This is a genomic window from Pseudomonas sp. JDS28PS106 (assembly GCF_036706555.1).
Lineage (GTDB): Bacteria > Pseudomonadota > Gammaproteobacteria > Pseudomonadales > Pseudomonadaceae > Aquipseudomonas.
The window spans coordinates 272416-294698 of the sequence record NZ_JBAJGT010000004.1; the positions used below are offsets into that span (position 1 = coordinate 272416).

Annotated in this window: 23 protein-coding genes; 10 read left to right on the forward strand and 13 right to left on the reverse strand. The window is 62.2% G+C overall.

All coding sequences use genetic code 11. From position 1 onward, the window contains the following. Positions 1-151: 151 nt before the first annotated feature. The 7 genes from otnI to TRP66_RS08605 form a co-directional block, all read right to left on the reverse strand. Entirely contained in the window at positions 152-934 is a 783-nt protein-coding gene (otnI, locus tag TRP66_RS08575; protein WP_333401095.1) for a 2-oxo-tetronate isomerase, read from the reverse strand. A gap of 27 nt (positions 935-961) precedes the next feature. Further along, entirely contained in the window at positions 962-2419 is a 1458-nt protein-coding gene (locus tag TRP66_RS08580; protein WP_333401096.1) for a GntT/GntP/DsdX family permease, read from the reverse strand. Between the two features lie 173 nt (positions 2420-2592). Next, on the reverse strand, positions 2593-3231 hold the full coding sequence (gene otnC, locus TRP66_RS08585) for a 3-oxo-tetronate 4-phosphate decarboxylase (RefSeq protein ID WP_333401097.1): 639 nt from the start codon (positions 3229-3231) through the stop codon (positions 2593-2595). Then, positions 3231-4520 carry a 3-oxo-tetronate kinase gene (otnK, locus tag TRP66_RS08590; protein WP_333401098.1) on the reverse strand — a complete coding sequence of 430 codons (1290 nt, stop codon included), beginning with the start codon at positions 4518-4520 and terminating at the stop codon, positions 3231-3233. Before otnK ends, otnC begins: the two co-directional genes overlap by 1 nt. 9 nt (positions 4521-4529) lie before the next feature. Next, on the reverse strand, positions 4530-5426 hold the full coding sequence (gene ltnD / locus TRP66_RS08595; RefSeq protein ID WP_333401099.1) for an L-threonate dehydrogenase: 897 nt from the start codon (positions 5424-5426) through the stop codon (positions 4530-4532). Positions 5427-5720: 294 nt separating this feature from the next. Beyond that, positions 5721-6542 carry a DeoR/GlpR family DNA-binding transcription regulator gene (locus TRP66_RS08600; protein WP_333401100.1) on the reverse strand — a complete coding sequence of 274 codons (822 nt, stop codon included), beginning with the start codon at positions 6540-6542 and terminating at the stop codon, positions 5721-5723. Positions 6543-6639: 97 nt separating this feature from the next. Next, a complete protein-coding gene (locus TRP66_RS08605; RefSeq protein WP_333401101.1) occupies positions 6640-7899 on the reverse strand; it encodes a cation:proton antiporter in 1260 nt (419 codons plus the stop codon). A gap of 235 nt (positions 7900-8134) precedes the next feature. On the opposite strand from TRP66_RS08605, the gene TRP66_RS08610 reads away from it, so the two are divergent. Then, positions 8135-8533, forward strand: a complete 399-nt coding sequence (locus TRP66_RS08610) for an MAPEG family protein (protein WP_333401102.1) — start codon at positions 8135-8137, stop codon at positions 8531-8533. Positions 8534-8679: 146 nt separating this feature from the next. On the opposite strand, the gene TRP66_RS08615 is transcribed toward TRP66_RS08610, so the two are convergent. From TRP66_RS08615 to TRP66_RS08630, 4 genes are all read right to left on the reverse strand, one after another. Beyond that, positions 8680-9090: a DUF1090 domain-containing protein gene (locus TRP66_RS08615; protein ID WP_333401103.1), complete on the reverse strand. Its 411-nt coding sequence runs from the start codon at positions 9088-9090 to the stop codon at positions 8680-8682. 55 nt (positions 9091-9145) lie between these two features. Further along, complete coding sequence (gene ligB, locus TRP66_RS08620) at positions 9146-10831, reverse strand: NAD-dependent DNA ligase LigB (protein WP_333401105.1); 1686 nt, start codon at positions 10829-10831, stop codon at positions 9146-9148. A gap of 179 nt (positions 10832-11010) precedes the next feature. After that, the gene (metK, locus tag TRP66_RS08625; RefSeq protein ID WP_333401106.1) at positions 11011-12201 is read right to left on the reverse strand and encodes a methionine adenosyltransferase; all 1191 of its coding nucleotides are present in this window, start codon (positions 12199-12201) and stop codon (positions 11011-11013) included. Between the two features lie 21 nt (positions 12202-12222). Beyond that, positions 12223-13221 carry an ArsR/SmtB family transcription factor gene (locus TRP66_RS08630; RefSeq protein ID WP_333401107.1) on the reverse strand — a complete coding sequence of 333 codons (999 nt, stop codon included), beginning with the start codon at positions 13219-13221 and terminating at the stop codon, positions 12223-12225. A 247-nt stretch (positions 13222-13468) separates the two neighbouring features. Here TRP66_RS08630 and tkt point away from each other — a divergent pair, with 247 nt between their 5' ends. The 8 genes from tkt to TRP66_RS08670 all read left to right on the forward strand — a co-directional run bounded on the left by tkt (position 13469) and on the right by TRP66_RS08670 (position 20101). Continuing rightward, complete coding sequence (tkt, locus tag TRP66_RS08635) at positions 13469-15466, forward strand: transketolase (protein WP_333401108.1); 1998 nt, start codon at positions 13469-13471, stop codon at positions 15464-15466. 133 nt (positions 15467-15599) lie between these two features. Beyond that, positions 15600-16643 (forward strand): erythrose-4-phosphate dehydrogenase, encoded by a 1044-nt coding sequence (gene epd / locus TRP66_RS08640; RefSeq protein ID WP_333401109.1) that lies wholly within the window; start codon positions 15600-15602, stop codon positions 16641-16643. Positions 16644-16664: 21 nt separating this feature from the next. Continuing rightward, complete coding sequence (locus TRP66_RS08645; protein ID WP_333401111.1) at positions 16665-17828, forward strand: phosphoglycerate kinase; 1164 nt, start codon at positions 16665-16667, stop codon at positions 17826-17828. A 25-nt stretch (positions 17829-17853) separates the two neighbouring features. Continuing rightward, positions 17854-18084 carry a hypothetical protein gene (locus tag TRP66_RS08650; protein WP_333401112.1) on the forward strand — a complete coding sequence of 77 codons (231 nt, stop codon included), beginning with the start codon at positions 17854-17856 and terminating at the stop codon, positions 18082-18084. 83 nt (positions 18085-18167) lie between these two features. After that, a complete protein-coding gene (locus tag TRP66_RS08655) occupies positions 18168-18365 on the forward strand; it encodes a hypothetical protein (protein WP_333401114.1) in 198 nt (65 codons plus the stop codon). A 51-nt stretch (positions 18366-18416) separates the two neighbouring features. Next, positions 18417-18743 (forward strand): MliC family protein, encoded by a 327-nt coding sequence (locus TRP66_RS08660; protein ID WP_333401115.1) that lies wholly within the window; start codon positions 18417-18419, stop codon positions 18741-18743. A 114-nt stretch (positions 18744-18857) separates the two neighbouring features. After that, positions 18858-19922: a class II fructose-bisphosphate aldolase gene (fba, locus tag TRP66_RS08665; protein ID WP_333401116.1), complete on the forward strand. Its 1065-nt coding sequence runs from the start codon at positions 18858-18860 to the stop codon at positions 19920-19922. Between the two features lie 11 nt (positions 19923-19933). Beyond that, complete coding sequence (locus tag TRP66_RS08670; RefSeq protein WP_333401117.1) at positions 19934-20101, forward strand: hypothetical protein; 168 nt, start codon at positions 19934-19936, stop codon at positions 20099-20101. Between the two features lie 28 nt (positions 20102-20129). On the opposite strand, the gene TRP66_RS08675 is transcribed toward TRP66_RS08670, so the two are convergent. Together TRP66_RS08675 and TRP66_RS08680 are read right to left on the reverse strand one after the other, a co-directional pair. Beyond that, the gene (locus TRP66_RS08675; protein WP_333401118.1) at positions 20130-20549 is read right to left on the reverse strand and encodes a DUF3010 family protein; all 420 of its coding nucleotides are present in this window, start codon (positions 20547-20549) and stop codon (positions 20130-20132) included. A gap of 54 nt (positions 20550-20603) precedes the next feature. Next, positions 20604-21014: a lysozyme inhibitor LprI family protein gene (locus tag TRP66_RS08680; RefSeq protein WP_333401119.1), complete on the reverse strand. Its 411-nt coding sequence runs from the start codon at positions 21012-21014 to the stop codon at positions 20604-20606. A gap of 224 nt (positions 21015-21238) precedes the next feature. Here TRP66_RS08680 and TRP66_RS08685 point away from each other — a divergent pair, with 224 nt between their 5' ends. Further along, positions 21239-22216: a dipeptidase gene (locus TRP66_RS08685; RefSeq protein ID WP_333401121.1), complete on the forward strand. Its 978-nt coding sequence runs from the start codon at positions 21239-21241 to the stop codon at positions 22214-22216. Positions 22217-22283: the final 67 nt, after the last annotated feature.

Sequence of the window (22283 nt, forward strand, 5' to 3'; positions counted from 1 at the left end):
CCTTACCGAGCAAGGTCCGCGAAAGAAGGGTGCGAAAAGGACTTCGCCGATTCTTACTGATCGCGGCTGTAAAATGCTGTGAAACGTTGTGATTCACGGCGAACGTGATGGCTTTATAATGGCCCGGACATTGCGCCCGGGCCATGCGGCACTACCGGCTCTGTAGAGCCCGCAGCCAGGCGAGACCTTGTGAAGTGTCGCCCTTGGGACGGTATTCACAGCCGACCCAGCCGGTGTAGCCAAGACGGTCGATTTCGTCGAACAGCCAGTTGTAGTTCAACTCGCCCATGTCCGGTTCGTGACGGTCCGGCACGCCGGCGATCTGGATATGGCCCACGCCCGCGAAATCCCGACGCAGGGTGGCGGTGACGTCACCTTCGACGATCTGGCAGTGGTAGCAGTCGAACTGCACCTTGAGATTGTCGGCACCGACCTGCTTGCAGATTGCCTGGGCCTGATCCTGACGATTCAGGAAGAACCCCGGCATGTCGCGGGTGTTGATCGGCTCGATCAGGATGGTCACGCCCGCGGTCTTGGCCTGGCCGGCGGCGTATGCCAGGTTTTCCAGGTAGACGGCCTGATGACGCTGGCGCAGTTCTTCGTTCGGCAACAGACCGGCCATCACGTGAACCTTGTCGTTGCCCAGCACCTGAGCGTATTCCAGCGCGCGGGCGACGCCGTCGCGGAATTCCGCTTCGCGGCCAGGCAGCGAAGCGATGCCGCGCTCACCCTTGTCCCAGTCCCCCGGCGGTGCGTTGAACAGCGCCTGGACCAGTCCGTTGTCGCTCAGGCGCTGTTTGAGTTCCTGCGCGGTGTACGCGTAGGGGAACAGGTACTCGACCGCGCCGAAGCCATCGGCGGCCGCGGCCTGGAATCGATCGAGGAAATCATGCTGCGGATACAGCATGCTGAGATTGGCGGCGAAACGAGGCATAGGGGCTCCAATATTCTCGATAAAGGGTCAGACGAAAGGCCAGAGCAGCAGGGTAATCACGAAGCCCAGCGTGCCCAGCAGCGTGACCAGTACCGTCCAGGTGCGCAAGCCGTCGGCCACGTTCAGGCCGGCAAGCTTGGTGAACATCCAGTAACCGGCGTCGTTGATGTGCGACATGGCCAAACCGCCACCGCCCATTGCCAGGCACAGCAGTGCCATGTGGTTGGCACTCAGATCGAGGGTCGCGATCAGCGGGCTGAGAATACCGGCGGTGGTGACCAGCGCGACCGTGGTCGAACCCTGGACCGCGCGCAGCAGCAGCGTCAGCAGGAAGCCCAGCGCCAGTACCGGCAGACCGGTCGTGCGCAGCGCTTCGGAGACTACGGCACCGATACCGGTGTCGACCAGCACCTTGCCGAACACGCCGCCGGCACCGGCAATCAGGATCACCATGGCCACACCGGGCAACGCCGAACCGATCACGTCGGACACCTGAGTGCGACTCCAGCCACGGCGCGAGCCCAGCAGCCAGGCACACAGCAGGGTATCGATCAACAGTGCGACCAGCGGAGCACCCAGTACCGTCAGCACGCCACGCAGCGTGGATTCGGCGGGCAGCAGCGTGGTCGCCAGCGTGCCGAGCAGGATCAATACGATCGGCAACAGGATCAGCGCGATGATCAGGCCGAAACCTGGCGCAGGCGCGGGCGGCAGCTTGGCGGCCAGGCTGCCGGCGCTCTCTTCGACACCTGAAGTCTGGGTGTGAGTGGCTTCGCGGACGGTGGAATAGTCGTTGCGCGCCCAGGCTTCCAGGTCTTCGTTGGTGACGTGCGGGCCGTAGACTTCAGCACGGATGTCGTCGGTCATCGGGTAAGTCTTGCGGGTCATGCGACCGGCGACGAAGTAGCCGATCACGCACAGCACGGCGACGATCGGGATGCCCAGCATCAGCACGCGACCCAGGTCGGCGCCCAACTGGCTGGCCGCCGCGACCGCACCGGGGTGCGGTGGCAGGAACGCATGCACGGCGAGCAGGGCGGCGCACATCGGCAAGGCGAAGATCAGCAGCGGCTTGCGCGCTGCTCGTGCCACGCCATAGGCCAGCGGCATCAGGATGATGACGCCCACTTCGAAGAACACCGGGATACCGACCATGAAGCCGGCGACGGTCAGGGCCAGCGGGGTGCGCTTGTTGCCGAACCGGTCGATCAGGGTGCGGGCCAGCGCTTCGGCGCCGCCGGACAGCTCGATGATCCGGCCGATCATCGCGCCCAAGGCAATGATGATCGCGATATGGCCAAGGGTCTTGCCCATGCCGCCTTCGATGGTCGCGACCAGGTCGGCGGGTTTCACGCCAGCGACCAGCGCAACGATGATGCTGACCAGCATCAGTGCCACGAATGGCTGGAATTTGTACTTCAGAACCAGAAACAGCAACAGCGCGATACCGGCGCCGGCGACAAGCATCAACATCAACGGGGTCATGCCAGCGTGCTCCCACAGGAATCGAGCGAGACGGACATAGGCGAGCGGGCAACCTGAGAATGGCAATAAGTCATGCTTTTCATTCCTGATTGTTATTGTTTTCCGGCAATGCCGGGGTGACGGATTTGAACCGGAGCTCGAGGCCTCGCAAGGCCTCGTGCCTCAGCAGCGAGCTACCACTTGGCGCCGAACACCTCGCGCAGCTCATCGAGAGCCGCGGTCTGAAGCGGTGTGGGTTTCGGGTCAGTCATCAGCCACAGACGAGCGGTTTCTTCCAGCTCTTCCAGGGCATAGCAGGCCTTGGCGACCGAACTTTCCCAGACCACCGGGCCCAGACGTTCCAGCATCACGCCGCGCACGCTGTTGGCGAGTTGCGCGACACGCTCGGCGACCACCGGCGAGCCGGGGCGCTGATAGGGAATCAGCGGGATATGGCCAACTTTCATGACCTGATAGGGCGTCAGCGGCGGCAGAATGTCATCGTCCTGCCAGACGCCGGCCAGTGTCAGCGCGACCAGATGCGTCGAATGGGTGTGCACCACGCCGCCCACTTCCGGATTGCGGTCATAGACCTGGCGGTGCAGCGCCAGCGTCTTCGACGGCTTGTTGCCGGAGACCCATTCACCGGCCAGATTGACCTTGGCGATCTCGTCCGGATGCATGCGGCCCAGGCAGGCGTCGGTCGGTGTGATCAGCCAGCCGTCATCCAGACGGGCGCTGATGTTGCCCGCGCTGCCGACCGTGTAGCCACGACCATAGAGCAGTCTGCCGACGTCGCAGATTTCCTGGCGTAAAGCCTGTTCGTCGATCATCAGGCTTCTCCCGCCAGTTGTTTGAGGGCCTTGGCGAAGAAGTCGCGCGCGCCGAAGTTGCCGGATTTGAGCGCCAGTGCCAGCGGCTGTGCGCCACTGCTGACGGTGGCCGGAACGCCCGGATCGATCTGCGCGCCGATTTGCAGCAATTGCACGCCAAGCGCCTGCACGACAGCGCCGGAAGTCTCGCCACCGGCGACCACGAAGCGCCGCACGCCTGCGTTCAGCAGGCCCTTGGCGATCTGGCCCAGTGCTTCTTCGACCATGGCGCCCGAGCGCTCGACGCCCAGCTCTTTCTGCACCGCCTTGACTTCATCCGGCGTGCTGGTCGCGTAGATCAACACGGTCTGGCCTGCATCGCGTGCGAAAGCAATGGCCTGTTCGACCACCGGCTTGCCCGCTGCCAGATCCAGAGGATTGATGCGCAGGGCAGGGCGACCGGCTTCCAGCCAGGCCGCGACCTGACCGTTGGTGGCAACCGAAGCGCTACCGGCAAGCACCACTTCGCCGCCACTGATTTCGATGCGCTGCGCGGCATCGATATCGCGCAGCTTGCCAGCCTTGCGGAAGTTGCCCGGCAGACCCAGCGCCAGACCCGAGCCGCCGGTCAGCAGCGGCAGGTCGGCGCAGGCTTCGCCGAGGGTGTAGAGGTCGGCGTCGCTCAGCGCGTCGGCGATAGCCATGCCCACACCTTCGGCGCGCAGTTCGGCGATTTTCTCGCGAACCTTGTCGGCGCCCTGGGCGACGGTGTCGTAACGCAGCAGCCCGACCTTCTTGCTGGTCTGGGCCTGCAACACACGAATCAGATTGGCGTCGGTCATCGGGGTCAGCGGATGGTTCTGCATGCCCGATTCGTTCAGCAACTGGTCGCCGACGAACAGGTGACCACGGAAGATGGTCCGGCCGTTCTCCGGAAAAGCCGGGCACGCGACGGTGAAGTTGCCGCCCAGCTTCTCCAGCAGTGCTTCGCTGACCTGGCCGATATTGCCGGCGGCCGTGGAATCGAAGGTCGAGCAGTACTTGAAGAAGATCTGCTCGCAGCCACGCTCGCGCAGCCACTCCAGCGCGGCAAGGGATTCCTCGACGGCTTCGGCGGTCGGCGTGGTGCGCGACTTGAGGGCAATGACGATGGCGTCGGCGTCGAGGCCCGCGGCCATTTCAGCCGTTGGAATGCCGATGCTCTGCACAGTGCGCATACCGCCGCGTACCAGCATGTTGGCGAGGTCGGTCGCACCGGTGAAGTCGTCGGCGATGCAGCCCAGCAAAGGGCGGGAGGAAGTCGAAGTCATGGTGATTCCTCAGTCCTTGGCTTTCGGCAGGTCGATGCCCGGGAAAATCTTGATCACGGCCGAGTCGTCTTCGCGGCCGAAACCTGCGCTGGACGCCTGCATGAACATCTGGTGAGCGGTGGCGGACAGCGGCAGCGGGAATTTGCTGGTGCGCGCGGTATCCAGGACCAGGCCCAGATCCTTGACGAAAATGTCCACGGCCGACAGCGGGGTGTAGTCGGCTTTCAGAATGTGCGGAACGCGGTTCTCGAACATCCAGGAATTGCCGGCGCTGTTGGTGATGACTTCGTACAGCGCGTCGGCATCGACGCCTTCGCGCAGGCCCAGAGCCATGGCTTCGGCGCTGGCGGCGATGTGCACACCCGCCAGCAGCTGGTTGATGATCTTGACCTTGGAACCCAGGCCATGAACGTCGCCCAGACGGTAGACCTTGCCTGCCATGCCGGCCAGCACGGCTTCGGCTTTGGCGTAGGAGTCGGCGGGGCCGGAGGTCATCATGGTCATCTCGCCAGCGGCGGCCTTGGCGGCACCGCCGGAGATCGGCGCATCGAGGTACAGCAGATTCTGTGCGGCCAGACGCTCGCCCAGCTCGACCGCGAAGGTCGGCGCGACAGTGGCACAACCGATGACCAGGCTGCCAGGACGCAGGGCCGCAACGGCACCGTTCTCACCGAACAATACGGTTTCGGTCTGCTCGGCGTTGACCACTACGGTAATGATCACGTCGCAGGACGCGGCCATGGCGGCAGGGGATTCGCAAGCCACGCCGCCTTCCTGGGCGAAAGCTTCAGTGACGCTGGTGCGCACGTCGCAAGCATGGACATTGAAGCCGCTGCGCAGCAGGGAGCGGGCAATGCCCAGGCCCATCGCGCCCAAGCCGATAACGCCAACGTTCTGAGTAGTCATGCAGTAATCCTCGATTCAGTGTCGATGCCCGCTGCGCCGGCAGTCGGACGAGAGTGTTCTGATCTGTGAATCCGATAGTGAACCTGTGAGTGAATAATGTGAAGTCTTTTTTGTTTTTAACAAATATTCACATCGAAGATTCATACGGGCACAAAAAAGCCCCTGCGTGAGGGGCTTGATGGGAGGGGGCACACGCTCCCGTAGGAGCCAGCTTGCTGGCGATAAGGCGCTGTAGTTGTGGCGTCTGGTCTGACGTTTCGCCAGCAAGCTGGCTCCTACAGGTGTAACGCAGCCTCAGCGTTTGCCGCTCACTGGCGCCAGCAACAGCTCGATCCGCTGTTTGCGAATGCCATCGGCGGCCGCTTCGGCCAGGGCGGTGTCGGTGATGATGGTGTCGAACTGGTCCAGGCTGGCGATCTTGTACATGCCGAAGGTGCCGTACTTGGAACTGGTCGCGACCAGCACCGTCTGCGATGCCGACTGCATGGCCGCCTGCTTGACCTCGACCTTCAACGCCGATGGCGTCGTGGTGCCGCGTTGCAGATCCCATGAGCTGGTGGACATGAACGCCACGTCCGTCGCGAGCTGGCGCAGCGTGGCCGCCGCCAGCCCGCCGACGCTGGACCGGTTGGGATGATCGAGCAGACCGCCGGTGTGAATCACGTCCACATGCGTCGCGTCGGCCAGCGCGTTGACGATCCCGAAGTCATTGGTCACCACGGTCATGCCGGACATGGCGGTGATGTACGGGACGATTTCCAGCGTGCTGGTGCCGGCATCCATGTAGATCGTCATGTCCGGGTGCAGCAGGCCGGCGGCGAGGCGCGCCATGGCCTGCTTGTGCGGCAGCTCCACTACGGCCTTGGACTGGTGGCTCGGCTCGCTGTGCACCTGACTGGCGATGCGCACCCCGCCGGTCACCGAATAGGCGCGCCCTTCCTGCTCCAGCAGCGCGATATCGCGCCGAATGGTCATGTGCGAGCAGTCGAACATCTCCATCAGCTGATGAACGCTGAGCACCTGATGCTTGCGCAGCTCGCGCAGCATCAGCTCGCGGCGCTGATCCGGGATCATCGGTGTGCCGCCGGCGATGGCGAGTTCCTCGTCAGTGGACATTACTGCTCCTGTGCATCGATGGACCGCCCGCGGCAGGCGGACGGTCCGGGCATCTTAGCCAAACGCGCCGGCAATGGAAGCGCCTGGCGAGACACGGCTAGTGGGAAGCGTCCTGCGGGGCGGCGGTCGAACCGGTCACCGCGCGCACCAGCTTGCCGATGGTCAGACCCTGCAACAGAATCGACAGCAGCACGACGATGTAGGTGATGCTCAGCAGCAGATCACGCTCCGGGCCAACCGGCAGCGCCAGCGCCAGGGCCACCGACACGCCGCCGCGCAGGCCGCCCCAGGTCAGGATGCGAATAGTGCCCTGCGGTACATTCCGCCAGCGGCGCAGCAACAGGATCGCCGGCGCGACGGTCACGAACCGCGACAGCAGAATCGCCACCGCCAGCAGGCCCGCGGCACCCAGATGCAGCCAGGAGAACGGCAGCAACAATAGCTCCATGCCGATCAGCGCAAACAGCAGCGCATTGAGCATGTCATCGAGCAGCTCCCAGAAGCCGTCCATGTAGCGGCGAGTCATGTCGTTCATCGCCAAATTGCGCCCCAGGTTGCCGATGATCAGACCCGCCACGACCATCGCGATAGGACCGGACACATGCAGTTCGGACGCCATGGCCGAGCCACCGATCACCAGCGCCAGGGTCAGCATCACCTCGATCTGATGCTGCTCGATGCTCTTGATCATCAGGTACACGGCGTAACCGATCAGACCACCGAACAGAATGCCGCCTATCGCTTCGTGGGCGAAAAGGATCGCGGTTTCACTGACGCTCGGCGTTTCGCCCAACTGTGCGATGCCCAGCAGAACCGTGAACACCACGACCGCCGTACCGTCATTGAACAGCGACTCGCCGACAATCGTCGTTTTGAGCGGCTTGGAAGCATTGGCCGTACGCAGCACGCCCAGTACCGCGATAGGGTCGGTCGGCGAGATCAGCGCGCCAAACAGCAGGCAGTACAGGAAACTCACGTGCCAGCCGAACAGCGAGAAGATCCAGTAGGACAAGGCGCCGATCACGGTGGTGGCGATCAGTACGCCAAAGGTCGCCAGCAGGCCGATGGGCCAGCGATAGCTACGCAGGTCGGAGAGATTGACGTGCAGCGCGCCCGCGAACAGCAGGAACGACAACATCCAGTTCATCAGCAAATCGCCAAAGTCGATCTGGCCGATCAGTTGTTGCACATGTGCTTCGAGTCCCGGAAAGCCGATGACGCTCAGACCTTGAAGTATCAGCGAGAACAGCAATGCTGTAACCATCACGCCGATGGTGGGCGGCAGACCGATAAAGCGGAAGTTCACATAGGTCAGCAGTGAAGTGAGGCAGATAAAACCAGCAGCGAGTTCAAGCATCCGTTTTCCTGTAATTCCAGTTCAAAATCCTGCCCGACAGCAGTGACTGGCTGTTACCCGGGCTTTACTAGGATGTGCGGGGGTGGACGGCGGACACATGCAATGCGCGTGTCGGGGAGGCGTTGACCACAGGAGCGGCCGTACGTTGCAAATAAGCCACGAACCTTTCGGCCGGACCTCGCTCTTAGCTTGCAGCCGGCCGGCCGGCAACAATGCCCAATCAAGAGGATGATGTATGACAGTTGCTTTCTGGTGCGTAATGGTTGCCTTCCTGCTACCGGTGATCTGCGCGGCGATCGCCAAGTTCGGCAGCGGCAAGTTCAAGTCCGGTCATAATCGTGACCCCAGGGCGTTTCTCGACACACTCGAAGGCTTCCCGCGACGTGCCCATGCGGCGCAGCAGAACAGTTACGAGGTCAATCCGTTCTTCGCGGCGGCGGTGATCATCGCGCACATCACCGACAACGCCTCGCTGGTGACCATCGATGTGCTGGCGGTGCTGTTCCTGACCAGCCGTCTGTTGTACATCATTTTTTACCTGGCCGATCTCGCCGCCCTGCGCTCGATCATCTGGCTGGTCGGCCTGGGGCTGATCATCGCCCTGTTCGGATTCGCGGCCGTCCCGGCGGGCTGATGACCCGTATTTCCGCGTAGGAGCTAGCTTGCTGTGGGCGGCATTCCGACGATCCGCGAAGCGGCAGCAAACCTGACGATGCGGTGTATCAGGTAGATCGCATCGCCAGCAAGCTGGCTCCCACGGGCGCCGGTCCGGTCATTCCATCACTCCGGCGGCTGGACCTTTTCCAGTTCCGATTGCGCGTCCTGCAGTTCCTTGCGTGATTCGGCCAGCTTGTCCTTGCGCTTGTTGATGCGTTCCGGATCGCCCTTGGTCATCGCCTTGTTGAGGTCGTTCTGCCGGCGGCTGACTTCGCGCTTGGCGTCCAGTACCTTCTGTTCGCGCTGCTTGAGCAGGGAGGTCTCGCTGCAGTTGGCGTTCACCTCGCTCAACGCCTTTTCCAGGCCGATCTGCTGATTCTTGTTCCCTTCGGCTTTCGCTTCCTGGATTTTGCTGCTGATCTCCTGGCTCTTGACCAGGCATTCAGGCACCGGCGGCGCTTCTTGGGCAGCCAGCAGCGGGGTTGCCAACAGCGTGCACCCGGTCAGCAACACCAGCGATGAGAAAAACTTCATATCAACTCCTTGCAATCCGGGCATAAACGACGATGAAACCCGGCATTGAACGTACTTAAAAACCCTTGATGCCTTGCGACCTGAGTTCGGTGCTCAACTCGCGCACCTGCGGGTCTTGAAAAAAGGCATGGAGCGCCAGGGCTCGACCCGGCCCGATGCCCGGTTGAGCCTGCCACTGCTCCAGGCTGCGGCTCGCCAGTTCGCTCCAGTTGTCCGGCAAGGACGCCTCCCCGGTCGGTGGCAGGCCGATGGCCCTGAGCCAGCTGTGGAAGGGGCGCTCCCGGGCGATCCGCGAACTGTCGAGCAGTTTAGCGCTGCTTCGAGCGGCAAAGCCCGGAATCTTATCAATCTGTGATTGCTCCAGGGACATCCAGTCGAGCAAGCCTTGTATTTGCCCGGCCTCGATCAACTTGTCCCAGGTGCCCGGCCCGATGCCGGGCAGCGCCAGACCACGCTTGCCAGCGAGCCAGACCAGCCGGGCGCGAAACTGGCTTTCGCAGCCGGGCGTCGGCTGCCAGCAACTGAGGTCGTGATAATCCTCCGCGCGAGGAATATTCAGCTCGGGCCGCTCTGCCGCCCGGGAGACCACGCTGTCGAAACGCGGAATCGTCAGGCCCGCGAGGCTCACTGCCACCAGGTCACCCGGCCGGATGTCCAGCGCCTGCCAGCGTTGCAGCGAGCCGACACTGATGCGGCTGATGGTGCGGTCATCGAGCCGGACTGGCTTGAGCTCGAGCATCGGCGTGATTCTGCCGCTACGGCCGATGTTGAAGCTGACCTTGCGCACCTCGGCCAGTGTCTGCGCATGCGGATACTTCCAGGCGGCAATCCAGTACGGCGCCCGGGCCTGCCAGCGCGAGGCGTCGGGGCGTTCGCTCTGGCGCAGGACCACGCCATCGGATGCGAACGGCATGGGATTGCGATACCAGTGCTCGCGCCAGGCACTGGCCTGCTCGAAGGTGCGCACCGGTTCGCTGAATCCGAGACTGTCGTCCAGACCCAACGCCTTGAGTCCCGCCAGCCGCTCTTCGATTGTCGACGGACCGTCCGGCCAGTCCCAGACGAACAGTCCGACATTCGCACCTTGCTCAGGGGTAATGGATGTGCGGGCCAGCAGCCCGGCAACTTTGCTCCGGGCGTTCAGGCCGCCCGCGCTGGCCTGGACGTGACCTGGAAGCTTCCAGTACAGCTCCGCCTGCAGAACGAGGGTTTTTTGCCAGGGCAGGGTGGCGGGGATTGCCGGGATATTCGCGGCATGCGGCAACCAGTTCTGACCTCGCGTTCCATCGCCCCGGCTGATCAATTGCACCAGCCGACCGTTCCGATAGGTAAGCGTCACGGCGACGCCGTCGACCTTGGGTTGAATCCAGACGTCGCTTTTGCCCTTCAGCCAGGCGTGTACAGCAAGCTCGTCGGGAAGCTTGTTCAGTCCGGTATGGGCGATCGGATGCGCGACGGGCCCGGCGGAGCGGGCAAGCGGGTCGTGCTCGTCCAGCGGAATGGAGGCGAAACAGCGCTTGAGGCTCGCGAGTCGTTGCAACGACTGGTCATAGAGTTCGTCGGCGATCAGCGAAATGCCGTCGCGGTGATAGCTCTGGTCCCATTCTGCAATGCGTGTCTGCAGAACGGTTATTTCCGACCGGGCCCGGTCGGGCTGCCAGTCGGGGCACGGGTTGGCTTCAGCCGTGATGCAGTAAAAGGCGAACGCGCCGCATAGCAGAAGGGAATAAGGCGAAAACATCGAAGCGTCCTTGCTTGGAAGATGAGCAAGGAAGGCTAGCGGGAGAGGATCAAGGAGAGAAATCGGGGTCGTTGCGGGGTTTTTCGGAGTTGTGTCAGGACACAGCTGATCGCCAGCAAGCTGGCTCCTACGGGGTATGATGTAGGAGCCAGCTTGCTGGCGATATGGCGTGCAGCCTGTTACAAACCAGCCGCTACGCGCAGCGCTTCGGCGCGGTCGGTTTTTTCCCAGGTGAAGGCGGTGAAGGTGTCGTCGCCGACGGTCATTTCGTACGGGGTACGACCGAAGTGACCATAGGCGGCGGTCGCCTTGTACATCGGGTGCAGCAGGTTGAGCATGGTGGTGATTGCGTATGGACGCAGGTCGAAATGCTCACGCACCAGCTGGATGATCTTGTCATCCGACAGCTTGCCGGTGCCGAAGGTGTTCAGAGAGATCGAAGTCGGCTGCGCGACGCCGATGGCGTAGGAGACCTGGATCTCGCAACGCTCGGCAAGGCCCGCGGCGACGATGTTCTTGGCGACGTAACGACCGGCGTAGGCGGCGGAACGGTCGACTTTCGACGGGTCCTTGCCGGAGAACGCACCGCCACCATGGCGAGCCATGCCGCCGTAAGTGTCGACGATGATCTTGCGACCGGTCAGGCCGCAGTCACCCACCGGGCCACCGATGATGAAGTTGCCGGTCGGGTTGATGTGGAACTGGGTGTCCTTGTGCAGCAATTCGGCCGGAATCACGTGCTTGACGATCAGCTCCATCACGCCTTCGCGCAGGTCCTTGTAGGACACATCCGGGTTGTGCTGGGTAGACAGTACGATCGCGTCCACGCCAACGACCTTGCCGTTTTCGTAGCGGCAGGTGACCTGGGACTTGGCGTCCGGGCGCAGCCAGGGCAGCAGGCCGGATTTGCGGGCCTCGGCCTGACGCTGTACCAGCTGATGCGAGAAGGAAATCGGCGCAGGCATCAGCACGTCGGTTTCGTTGCTGGCATAGCCGAACATCAGGCCCTGGTCGCCCGCGCCCTGATCTTCAGGCTTGGTGCGGTCGACGCCCTGGGCGATGTCCACCGACTGCTTGCCGATGATGTTCATCACGCCGCAGGTCGCGCCGTCGAAGCCGACGTCCGAGCTGTCGTAGCCGATGTCGAGAATGACGTTACGCACGATGTCTTCCAGATCGACCCAGGCCGAAGTGGTCACTTCGCCGGCGATGATCGCCACGCCGGTCTTGACCAGGGTTTCGCACGCTACACGGGCGTACTTGTCTTCAGCGATGATGGCGTCCAGTACCGCATCGGAAATCTGGTCGGCGATCTTGTCCGGGTGTCCTTCGGACACGGACTCGGAGGTGAAAAGTGAGTATTCGCTCATCTCTACGGGTTTCCTGATTGTTTACCGATGGTGAGTGTCGCCAGCCGGTCGCTGAAAATGGCGGACCTGAATCTGGAAACCATTACGTAAGCCTATATAGAGGCTTTCCCCGGGAACTAGCCCCGCAGCGATGGCCCAACGGGCCAGATCTTCCTGTTCGAAACCCAACCAGAGATCGCCACAGGCTTCCCGGGCCCAGCTCTGGTCGTGGCTGCACAATTCCGTCACCAGCAGGCTGCCGCCCGGTCGCAGGTGGCCGGCCAGCTGTTTCAAGGCGTCGGCCGGAGCGGCCAGATGGTGAAGCACCATGTTCAATACGACGCAATCGACCTGCACTTTACTGGTGTCTGCCAATGCATCGGCCAACAGCAATTCCACATGAGTCAGGTTCTGGCGCGTGCACAGCTCGCGTGCCAGCTCCAGCATGGCCGGACTGTTGTCCATCGCCGTGACGTGCTGAAAGCGGCGCGCCAGTTCCGGCAGGAAACCGCCGTCGCCAGGGCCGACTTCCAGTGCCGTCGCGCCCGGATCGAAGCTGAGCTTGTCGAGCAACGCCAGCAGGCTCTCGCGATACTGGGCGAGCCCGGCGATAAGGTCCTGCTGGGCGCGGAACTTCTCGGCCGTACGGGCAAAGAAATCCTGGCTGGCCAGCGCTCTCTGCCGATGGACCCGGTCGATTCGCTCCAGCACCTCGACCGGCAGCGTCAGTGCGTCGACTTCATCGAGCAGGGCCGCATGAAGCCTGCCCCCCGGCCGTTCCGTATGCGGCAGGGCGCGCCGATAAAAGATCGCATTGCCCTCGCGTCGGGTGGCGACCAGGCCTGCCTGGGCCAGCACCTTGAGGTGATGGCTCATGCCCGACTGACCTATGGCAAAGATCTGCGTCAGCTCCAGCACTCCGAACGAATCGTTGCTCAAGGCGCGCAGGACGTTGAGTCGCAACGGATCGCCCCCGGCCTTGCACAGGGCGGAGAGGTCGTCGCAATCGTCGGGGCGCAGCGCGGAAACGGGCAGGTTCATAAGCATCGCAGTCTAGAGAGCGATACCGAGAGTCGCAAGTTCAATATCAAAAAGTTTTGATATTGCTCGATGCCCGGCTGCGTCACCCCGCTTTGCGGGCGCTGTTGTCAGCCGGCGTTACGGGTCGATACGTCTTCGCATCGGGAAAAACCACCTATGGTTACTATCTGTCATTGCCCCCGGACAGTCCCTGAGGGAAAATGGCCGTCTTTTTCAGATCCCATTCCTTCTTTCCAGGAGATCAGCGATGCCAAGCCGTCGTGAGCGTGCCAACGCCATTCGTGCCCTCAGCATGGATGCCGTGCAGAAAGCCAACAGCGGCCATCCCGGTGCCCCGATGGGCATGGCGGATATCGCCGAAGTGCTGTGGCGCGATTATCTGAAGCACAACCCGGCCAACCCGGCGTTCGCCGACCGTGACCGTTTCATCATGTCCAACGGGCATGGTTCGATGCTGATCTACTCGCTGCTGCATCTCACCGGCTACGATCTGTCCATCGACGACCTGAAGAATTTCCGTCAGTTGCACAGCCGCACGCCGGGTCACCCGGAGTTCGGCTATACCCCTGGCGTCGAAACCACCACCGGCCCGCTGGGCCAGGGTTTCGCCAACGCCGTCGGTTTCGCTGCCGCCGAGAAGACCCTCGCCGCCCAGTTCAACCGTCCGGGCCACAACATCGTCGACCACCACACCTATGTGTTCATGGGCGACGGCTGCATGATGGAAGGCATCTCCCACGAAGTTGCTTCGCTGGCCGGCACCCTGCGCCTGAGCAAGCTGATCGCCTTTTACGACGACAACGGCATCTCCATCGACGGCGAAGTCGAGGGCTGGTTCACCGACGATACGCCCAAGCGCTTCGAGTCCTATGGCTGGCAGGTCATCCGCAACGTCGACGGCCATGATGCCGACGAGATCAAGACCGCCATCGACACCGCTCGCAAGAGCGATCAGCCGACCCTGATCTGCTGCAAGACCACCATCGGTTTCGGCTCGCCGAACAAGCAGGGCAAGGAAGAATCCCACGGCGCGCCGCTGGGTGCCGACGAAATCGCCCTGACCCGCGCCGCCCTGAAGTGGACCCACGGTCCGTTCGAGATCCCGGCCGACATCTACGCCGAGTGGGATGCGAAGGAAAAAGGCCTGGCCGCCGAAGCCGACTGGGACCAGCGTTTCGCTGCCTACTCCGCCGCGCACCCCGAGCTGGCCAACGAGTTCATCCGTCGCATGAGCGGCGAGCTGCCGGCCGATTTCGCCGACAAGGCAACTGCCTACATCAATGAAGTCAACGCCAAGGGCGAGACCATCGCCAGCCGCAAGGCCAGCCAGAACACCTTGAGCGCGTTCGGCCCGTTGCTGCCTGAATTCCTGGGCGGTTCGGCCGACCTGGCAGGTTCCAACCTGACCATCTGGAAAGGCTGCAAGAGCATCACCGGCGAAGACCCGAACGGCAACTACCTGCACTACGGTGTGCGTGAGTTCGGTCAGGCGGCGATGATGAACGGTATCGCCCTGCACGGCGGTTTCGTACCGTACGGCGCGACCTTCCTCATCTTCATGGAATACGCTCGCAACGCCGTGCGCATGGCCTCTCTGATGAAGAAGCGCGTGATCCACGTGTTCACCCACGACTCCATCGGTCTGGGCGAAGACGGTCCGACTCACCAGCCGGTCGAGCAACTGACCAGCCTGCGCACCACGCCGAACCTGGACACCTGGCGTCCGGCCGATGCCGTCGAATCGGCAGTGGCCTGGAAATACGCCATCGAGCGCAACGACGGCCCGTCGGCGTTGATCTTCTCCCGTCAGAACCTGCCGCATCAGGCTCGAGACGCGGCGCAACTGGCTGATATCGCCCGTGGCGGTTACGTGCTGCGCGATTGCGACGGCGAGCCGGAGCTGATCCTGATCTCGACCGGTTCGGAAATCGGTCTGGCCGTGCAGGCGTTCGACGCGCTGAGCGCCAAGGGCCGCAAGGTACGCGTGGTTTCCATGCCGTGCACCAGCGTGTTCGAAGCTCAGGACCCAGGCTACAAGCAGTCGGTTCTGCCGCTGCAGGTCAGCGCCCGTATCGCCATCGAAGCTGCCCATGCCGACTACTGGTACAAGTATGTCGGTCTGGAAGGTCGCGTGATCGGCATGACCACCTTCGGCGAGTCGGCCCCTGCGTCGGCGCTGTTCGAAGAGTTCGGTTTCACGCTGGAAAACGTGCTGAGCACTGCCGAAGAGCTGCTTGAAGACTGATATCAGATCTGCCCCGTTGTCGGAGCGACCTTGGTCGCGAAAAAGGACAACGCGGTGTGCCATTAGCACCGCGTTGTTGCATTCGCGAGCAAGCTCGCTCCCACTGGGGCTCATAATTTCCTTGTGAGCCAGAATGCCCCGACCCCGTCCTTACAAAGTCGCTCTGAACGGTTACGGCCGAATCGGTCGTTGCGTGGTACGCGCATTGTGCGAGCGGGGTGCCGGGGCAGGGTTTGAAGTCGTTGCCATCAACGACCTGGCCGACATGGCCAGCCTCGAATACCTCACGCGTTTCGACTCCACCCATGGCCGGTTCCCCGGCGAAGTGCGAGTCGAGGGCGAATACCTGCACATCAATGATCACCGGATTCGCGTCCTGCGCAGCCCGACGCCGGAAGGCATCGACTGGGCCGCGCTGGAAGTCGATCTGGTGCTCGAATGCTCGGGTGTCTATAACACTCGCGAAGATGGCCAGCGCTTTCTCGATGCCGGCGCGCCGCGTGTGCTGTTTTCCCAGCCGATGGCCAGCGAAGCGGATGTCGACGCCACGGTCGTGTTCGGCGTCAATCAGCACGAACTGACCGGCGATGAACTGCTGGTATCGGCAGCGTCCTGCACCACCAATTGCAGCGTTCCTTTGCTGCGCCTGCTGGACGAGGCGCTGGGGCTGGACTACATCACCATCACCACGATCCACTCGGCCATGAACGATCAGCCGGTCATCGACGCTTATCACCACGAGGATCTGCGTCGTACGCGTTCGGCTTTCCAGTCGATCATTCCGGTGTCGACCGGTCTGGCTCGCGGGATCGAGCGATTGCTTCCGGAACTTGCCGGCCGAATTCAGGCCAAAGCAGTTCGCGTACCCACGGTCAACGTCTCGTGTCTGGACATCACGCTGCAAACCGCGCGTGATACCGATGCTGTCGAGATCAACCGGATCTTGCGCGACGCCGCTACCCGCGGCCCGCTCAAGGGCTTGCTGGCCTACACCGAATTGCCGCATGCCAGCTGTGATTTCAACCATGACCCGCATTCGGCTATCGTCGACGCCAGTCAGACCCGCGTGTCCGGCCCCCGGCTGGTCAACCTGCTGGCCTGGTTCGACAACGAGTGGGGCTTTGCCAATCGAATGCTCGACGTCGCGGAGCACTTTCTGCGCGTCGCGGACCAATAACAGTAAAAACAGGAACGCCACATGACCGTGTTGAAGATGACCGACCTCGATCTGCAAGGTAAGCGTGTACTGATTCGCGAAGACCTCAACGTACCGGTCAAGGACGGCGCTGTCAGCAGCGACGCACGCATTCTCGCTTCGTTGCCGACCATCAAGCTGGCGCTGGAAAAGGGCGCGGCCGTGATGGTCTGCTCGCACCTGGGTCGTCCGACCGAAGGTGAATTCTCGGCCGAGAACAGCCTCAAGCCGGTCGCCGACTACCTCAGCAAAGCCCTGGGCCGTGAAGTGCCGCTGATCGCCGAGTATCTGGATGGCGTAGACGTGAAAGCGGGCGACGTGGTGCTGTTCGAAAACGTGCGCTTCAACAAGGGCGAGAAAAAGAACGCCGACGAGCTGGCGCAGAAGTATGCGGCGCTGTGCGATGTGTTCGTCATGGACGCGTTCGGCACCGCCCACCGCGCCGAAGGTTCGACCCACGGGGTCGCCAAGTTCGCCAAGGTTGCTGCGGCCGGTCCTTTGCTGGCTGCCGAGCTGGAAGCCCTGGGCAAGGCGCTGGGTTCGCCGGCCAAGCCGATGGCTGCAATCGTCGCAGGTTCCAAGGTGTCGACCAAGCTCGACGTGCTCAACAGCCTCAGCGCGATCTGCGACCAGTTGATCGTGGGCGGCGGCATCGCCAATACCTTCCTTGCAGCTGCAGGCCACAAGGTCGGCAAGTCGCTGTACGAGCCGGATCTGCTGGACACCGCGCGCGCCATCGCCGCCAAGGTCAGCGTGCCATTGCCGGTGGACGTGGTGGTTGCCAAGGCATTTGCCGAAGACGCCGAAGCCACCACCAAGCTGATCGCCGACGTGGCCGATGACGACATGATCCTCGATATCGGCCCGCAGACCGCCGCGCACTTCGCCGAGCTGCTGAAATCCTCCAAAACCATCCTGTGGAACGGCCCGGTCGGCGTCTTCGAATTCGACCAGTTCGGTGGCGGCACCCGCACCCTGGCCAAGGCGATTGCCGAAAGCCCGGCGTTCTCCATTGCAGGCGGCGGTGACACGCTGGCGGCCATCGACAAGTATGACGTCGCTCAGCAGATTTCCTACATCTCCACAGGCGGCGGTGCGTTCCTCGAGTTCGTGGAAGGCAAGGTCCTGCCAGCGGTGGAAATGCTCGAACAGCGCGCCAAGAGCTGAGACGGCTCAGGCAAGGGAGTGGCAGATGACCAGGGCGTTACCGTTGTTTTTCATGGCCGGCCTGCTGGCCGGCTGTGCAAGCGGACCGGCAGAGGAAGATGCGCAAGCGACGGCCCAGGCTCAGCCGCTGCAGCTCAGCTGCTATCAGGCCAGATGGCAGGCTGAGACAGTGCCTGTCATCTACAAGCGCGGCGGCCGCGAGGTATGGGATCGTTACGAATTCATGCCTCAGGTCGGCAACGTGGCGTGTCGCTGAACCGTCGCTGAACCGTTGTCGGCAACATCTGCCGCGCGTGGCGGTCTGTAGTGGTGAATCACTTTCCGAAAAGGAGTGTCGCCATGAAAATCGCCGCCCTGGCGCTTGTAAGCTGCTTTGCCGTTGCAGGCTGTAGCGGTTCCGGAACCCACGCCAGAACCTGTGAAGTATTCAGCCCGGCCTCCGTGGATGTACCAACGACCGACAACGCCCAGCGCGTCGAGTCGCGGGTCACTGGCGAGCCGGTCGACGATCGTAACCAGGAACAGAACTGCCCCTGACAGACCGAAGCGCTCGCCGAGTGCCGGTTGTCGGGCAGGCCAGGAGAATGAATGAAAGGCTTGTTGGCACTTGCGGCACTGGCGATGCTTGGAGGCTGCGCGAGCAGTCCGGCCCCGCAGCAAAGCGACCCATGGAACCATTGGCGTTGCGATAGCATGGCCGAGGTGCACTGGCGTTTCACCGATTCCAGCGAAAAGCAGGTCGATGTGCGCCTCAACGAAAGCGATCAGGTCTTCAGGCTGCAGGCCGAACCCGGCGCTTCGGAAGGGACGCTCTTCACCAACAACGTGCTGGCGTTCGTCAAAAAGGGTCACGAAGGTGTGATCTACTGGGACGCTACCAATGATTTGATCGGTCGCGGCTGCAAAGCCAGGTAATACGCAGCCGATGCACCACCCGCACGGCTGCCCGCCGCTGCGTATAACTTGAACAGCGGCCGCCGCTACGGCAGGCTTGCACGATTAACGACCCTACCGGGAGAGAGACAGACAATGGCACTTATCAGCATGCGCCAGATGTTGGACCACGCCGCCGAATTCGGTTACGGCGTTCCAGCTTTCAACGTAAACAACCTGGAACAGATGCGCGCCATTATGGAAGCGGCCGACAAGACCGACTCTCCAGTGATCGTTCAGGCTTCGGCCGGTGCCCGCAAATACGCCGGCGCCCCGTTCCTGCGTCACCTGATCCTGGCCGCGGTCGAAGAATTCCCGCATATCCCGGTCGTCATGCACCAGGACCACGGCACCAGCCCCGATATCTGCCAGCGCTCGATCCAGCTGGGCTTCAGCTCGGTCATGATGGACGGTTCGCTGGGTGTCGACGGCAAGACGCCGACCACCTACGAATACAACGTCGACGTGACCCGTCGCGTCGTTGCCTTCGCTCACGCCTGCGGCGTTTCGGTGGAAGGCGAACTGGGCGTTCTGGGTTCTCTGGAAACCGGCATGGCCGGTGAAGAAGACGGCGTGGGCGCGGAAGGCGTTCTGGACCACAGCCAGATGCTGACCGACCCGGAAGAAGCGGCCGACTTCGTGAAGAAGACTCAGGTGGACGCCCTGGCCATCGCCATCGGCACCAGCCACGGCGCCTACAAGTTTACCAAGCCGCCTACCGGCGACATCCTGGCGATCGAGCGCATCAAGGAAATCCACAAGCGCATCCCGAACACTCACCTGGTGATGCACGGTTCCTCGTCCGTTCCGCAGGAATGGCTGAAGGTGATCAACGAATACGGCGGCGACATCAAGGAAACCTACGGCGTTCCGGTCGAGGAAATCGTCGAAGGCATCAAGTACGGCGTGCGCAAGGTCAACATCGACACCGACCTGCGTCTGGCGTCCACCGGTGCAATCCGTGAGTTCATGGCCAAGAACCGCAGCGAGTTCGACCCGCGCAAATACCTGGCCAAGACCGTCACCGCCATGCGCGACGTCTGCATCGCGCGCTACGAAGCGTTCGGCACCGCCGGCAACGCCTCCAAGATCAAGCCGATCTCCCTGGACGCCATGTTCGAGCGCTACGCGCGCGGCGAACTGGATGCCAAGATCAACTGATCGACCGCGTCATGAAAAAACCCGCAGAAATGCGGGTTTTTTATGCGTCGGTGAAAAATCATCGCCAGCAAGCTGGCTCCTACAGGGTGAATGATCGTAGGAGCCAGCTTGCTGGCGATGGGAACGACGCGGTGCATCTGGAATACCGCATTTGCCGCTTTGCGGCAGATCGCGGATGAATCCGCTCCTACAGTCGATAACGTCGGATCACGCGGCCTTCATCAGCCCTGCGCAAGCGGTCTTGAAGGCTTCGTGCTGGTATTTGTTGAGGGTGCCGGGCAGGTCGAACTGATGTTTCTTGTTCTGCGCGTTGATGGTCTGGGGCGATACCAGCACCACGTCGCAATCGGTCATCAGCTGCAAGACCGTCTCGATCTTGAAGGTGGTGGGGCCGCCGGCGAATTCGCCCTTTTTGCTGCGCTTCTTGATGGCGATATGGCTGATGCCGTTCTCCCGCAGGAAGTTGGCGATCTGCGTCGCGAAGGCTTTTACACTGGCGGCTTCGTCGTCATCCGCCAGTGCCAGCTTGCGGGTCGCCAATGGCACGTGGGCGACGCCGCTGGCCGTTCGGCTTGCCAAGGCGAAGATCGCTTCGCTGCCTTTGATTTCTACACCGCAAATGATCATGAGGACGCCTGAGATTCTGGTTCAAGGATGAAACAGGTTATCTCATAAATCGCCTCATTCCTGCGCGATCGATTCCAGGTACTCGGAGCGTTCATCGCTCATGCGCGCGATGCAGTCGTTTTCGCTGATGGTGTAGGCCTTGCTCCCGGCCGCCGACGGGAAGACTTCCACCGCGCAATCGGCATCACGCAGCTTTTCCCACGCCTGCTGCGCGGTCTTGAGCTTACTGGTGAAGTCATTGAACTGGGTCTTGTTGGCGACGAATTGCGATTGAACCCGGGCCAGCAGGTTCTGGAAGTTTTCCTTGAGCAACTCTTCAGCGGTATGGCGGCTGTAGACCGAACACTCCAGGGTCTGGCTGTCGCCGTCGACACCGTCACAAGGCGTGGTTTCGGGGTCTTCGGCGGCGTGAACGGCGGTCACGGCAGTCGCCATCAAGGCCAGGGTGAGGACAAACGCTTTCATCGGGTCGCTCCGCTTCATGGATGCGCTGAATTCTGGCCCAAGCGCGCGGTAAAGAACAGGTATAAGAAGCGGGGTCGCACGGCAGTCCGCTCCAATGTCGCAACTTGACGCTTTCGGCAAACCCCCTGTCGTTTTTGCACCCGGCTCCGCCGACCCGGCGGCATATGCTGGCCCCCAACAGCACCGGCAACCGATCGGTGCGGAACATTGAAGGGGACAGCCTGATGAGCCCAGCCGAGTTGCACGCCGACAGCATCGTCATTGACGGGCTGATCATTGCCAAATGGAACCGTGAGCTGTTCGAAGACATGCGCAAGGGCGGCCTGACCATGGCCAACTGCACGGTATCGGTATGGGAAGGGTTCCAGGCCACCATCGACAGCATCTGCAGCAGCATGAAGCTGATGCGCGAAAACAGCGATCTGGTGATGCCGGTCAACACCACGGCCGACATCCGCAAGGCCAAGGAGCTGGGCAAGACCGGCATTCTGTTCGGTTTCCAGAACGCCCATGCCTATGAAGACCAGATCGGCTACGTCGAGGTCTTCAAGAAGCTCGGCGTGGGCATCGTGCAGATGTGCTACAACACCCAGAATCTGGTCGGCACCGGCTGCTACGAGCGCGACGGCGGACTGTCCGGGTTCGGCCGCGAGATCGTCGCCGAGATGAACAGGGTCGGCGTCATGTGCGACCTGTCCCACGTAGGCTCCAAGACCTCCGAAGAAGTCATTCTCGAATCGAAGAAGCCGGTGTGCTACTCCCATTGCCTGCCGTCCGGGCTCAAGGAGCACCCGCGCAACAAGTCCGACGCGGAACTGAAGTTCATCGCCGATCATGGCGGCTTCGTCGGTGTGACCATGTTCGCACCGTTCCTCGCCAAGGGCATCGATTCGACCATCGACGACTACGCCGAAGCCATCGAATACACCCTGAACATCGTCGGGGAAGACGCCATCGGTATAGGCACCGATTTCACCCAGGGCCACGGTCAGGAGTTCTTCGAGTACCTGACCCACGACAAGGGCTACGCCCGGCGCCTGACCAACTTCGGCAAGATCATCAACCCGCTGGGCATCCGCACCGTGGGCGAGTTTCCGAACCTGACTGAAACCCTGCTCAAGCGCGGTCATTCCGAGCGGGTGGTGCGCAAGATCATGGGCGAGAACTGGCTCAACGTCCTGAAAGACGTCTGGCTCGAATAACGTTTTCGCAGCCCTCTCACCGAATTGCACTCCCGCTGTCAACGCACAGCGGGAACGAACCCGAATG

Excerpts from the sequence above, each read along its gene's own strand:
- otnI (WP_333401095.1), bottom strand. The coding sequence starts at position 934 with ATGCCTCGTTTCGCCGCCAATCTCAGCATGCTGTATCCGCAGCATGAT.
- TRP66_RS08580 (WP_333401096.1), bottom strand. The coding sequence starts at position 2,419 with ATGACCCCGTTGATGTTGATGCTTGTCGCCGGCGCCGGTATCGCGCTG.
- otnC (WP_333401097.1), bottom strand. The coding sequence starts at position 3,231 with ATGATCGACGAACAGGCTTTACGCCAGGAAATCTGCGACGTCGGCAGA.
- otnK (WP_333401098.1), bottom strand. The coding sequence starts at position 4,520 with ATGACTTCGACTTCCTCCCGCCCTTTGCTGGGCTGCATCGCCGACGAC.
- ltnD (WP_333401099.1), bottom strand. The coding sequence starts at position 5,426 with ATGACTACTCAGAACGTTGGCGTTATCGGCTTGGGCGCGATGGGCCTG.
- TRP66_RS08600 (WP_333401100.1), bottom strand. The coding sequence starts at position 6,542 with ATGTCCACTGACGAGGAACTCGCCATCGCCGGCGGCACACCGATGATC.
- TRP66_RS08605 (WP_333401101.1), bottom strand. The coding sequence starts at position 7,899 with ATGCTTGAACTCGCTGCTGGTTTTATCTGCCTCACTTCACTGCTGACC.
- TRP66_RS08610 (WP_333401102.1), top strand. The coding sequence starts at position 8,135 with ATGACAGTTGCTTTCTGGTGCGTAATGGTTGCCTTCCTGCTACCGGTG.
- TRP66_RS08615 (WP_333401103.1), bottom strand. The coding sequence starts at position 9,090 with ATGAAGTTTTTCTCATCGCTGGTGTTGCTGACCGGGTGCACGCTGTTG.
- ligB (WP_333401105.1), bottom strand. The coding sequence starts at position 10,831 with ATGTTTTCGCCTTATTCCCTTCTGCTATGCGGCGCGTTCGCCTTTTAC.
- metK (WP_333401106.1), bottom strand. The coding sequence starts at position 12,201 with ATGAGCGAATACTCACTTTTCACCTCCGAGTCCGTGTCCGAAGGACAC.
- TRP66_RS08630 (WP_333401107.1), bottom strand. The coding sequence starts at position 13,221 with ATGAACCTGCCCGTTTCCGCGCTGCGCCCCGACGATTGCGACGACCTC.
- tkt (WP_333401108.1), top strand. The coding sequence starts at position 13,469 with ATGCCAAGCCGTCGTGAGCGTGCCAACGCCATTCGTGCCCTCAGCATG.
- epd (WP_333401109.1), top strand. The coding sequence starts at position 15,600 with ATGCCCCGACCCCGTCCTTACAAAGTCGCTCTGAACGGTTACGGCCGA.
- TRP66_RS08645 (WP_333401111.1), top strand. The coding sequence starts at position 16,665 with ATGACCGTGTTGAAGATGACCGACCTCGATCTGCAAGGTAAGCGTGTA.
- TRP66_RS08650 (WP_333401112.1), top strand. The coding sequence starts at position 17,854 with ATGACCAGGGCGTTACCGTTGTTTTTCATGGCCGGCCTGCTGGCCGGC.
- TRP66_RS08655 (WP_333401114.1), top strand. The coding sequence starts at position 18,168 with ATGAAAATCGCCGCCCTGGCGCTTGTAAGCTGCTTTGCCGTTGCAGGC.
- TRP66_RS08660 (WP_333401115.1), top strand. The coding sequence starts at position 18,417 with ATGAAAGGCTTGTTGGCACTTGCGGCACTGGCGATGCTTGGAGGCTGC.
- fba (WP_333401116.1), top strand. The coding sequence starts at position 18,858 with ATGGCACTTATCAGCATGCGCCAGATGTTGGACCACGCCGCCGAATTC.
- TRP66_RS08670 (WP_333401117.1), top strand. The coding sequence starts at position 19,934 with ATGAAAAAACCCGCAGAAATGCGGGTTTTTTATGCGTCGGTGAAAAAT.
- TRP66_RS08675 (WP_333401118.1), bottom strand. The coding sequence starts at position 20,549 with ATGATCATTTGCGGTGTAGAAATCAAAGGCAGCGAAGCGATCTTCGCC.
- TRP66_RS08680 (WP_333401119.1), bottom strand. The coding sequence starts at position 21,014 with ATGAAAGCGTTTGTCCTCACCCTGGCCTTGATGGCGACTGCCGTGACC.
- TRP66_RS08685 (WP_333401121.1), top strand. The coding sequence starts at position 21,239 with ATGAGCCCAGCCGAGTTGCACGCCGACAGCATCGTCATTGACGGGCTG.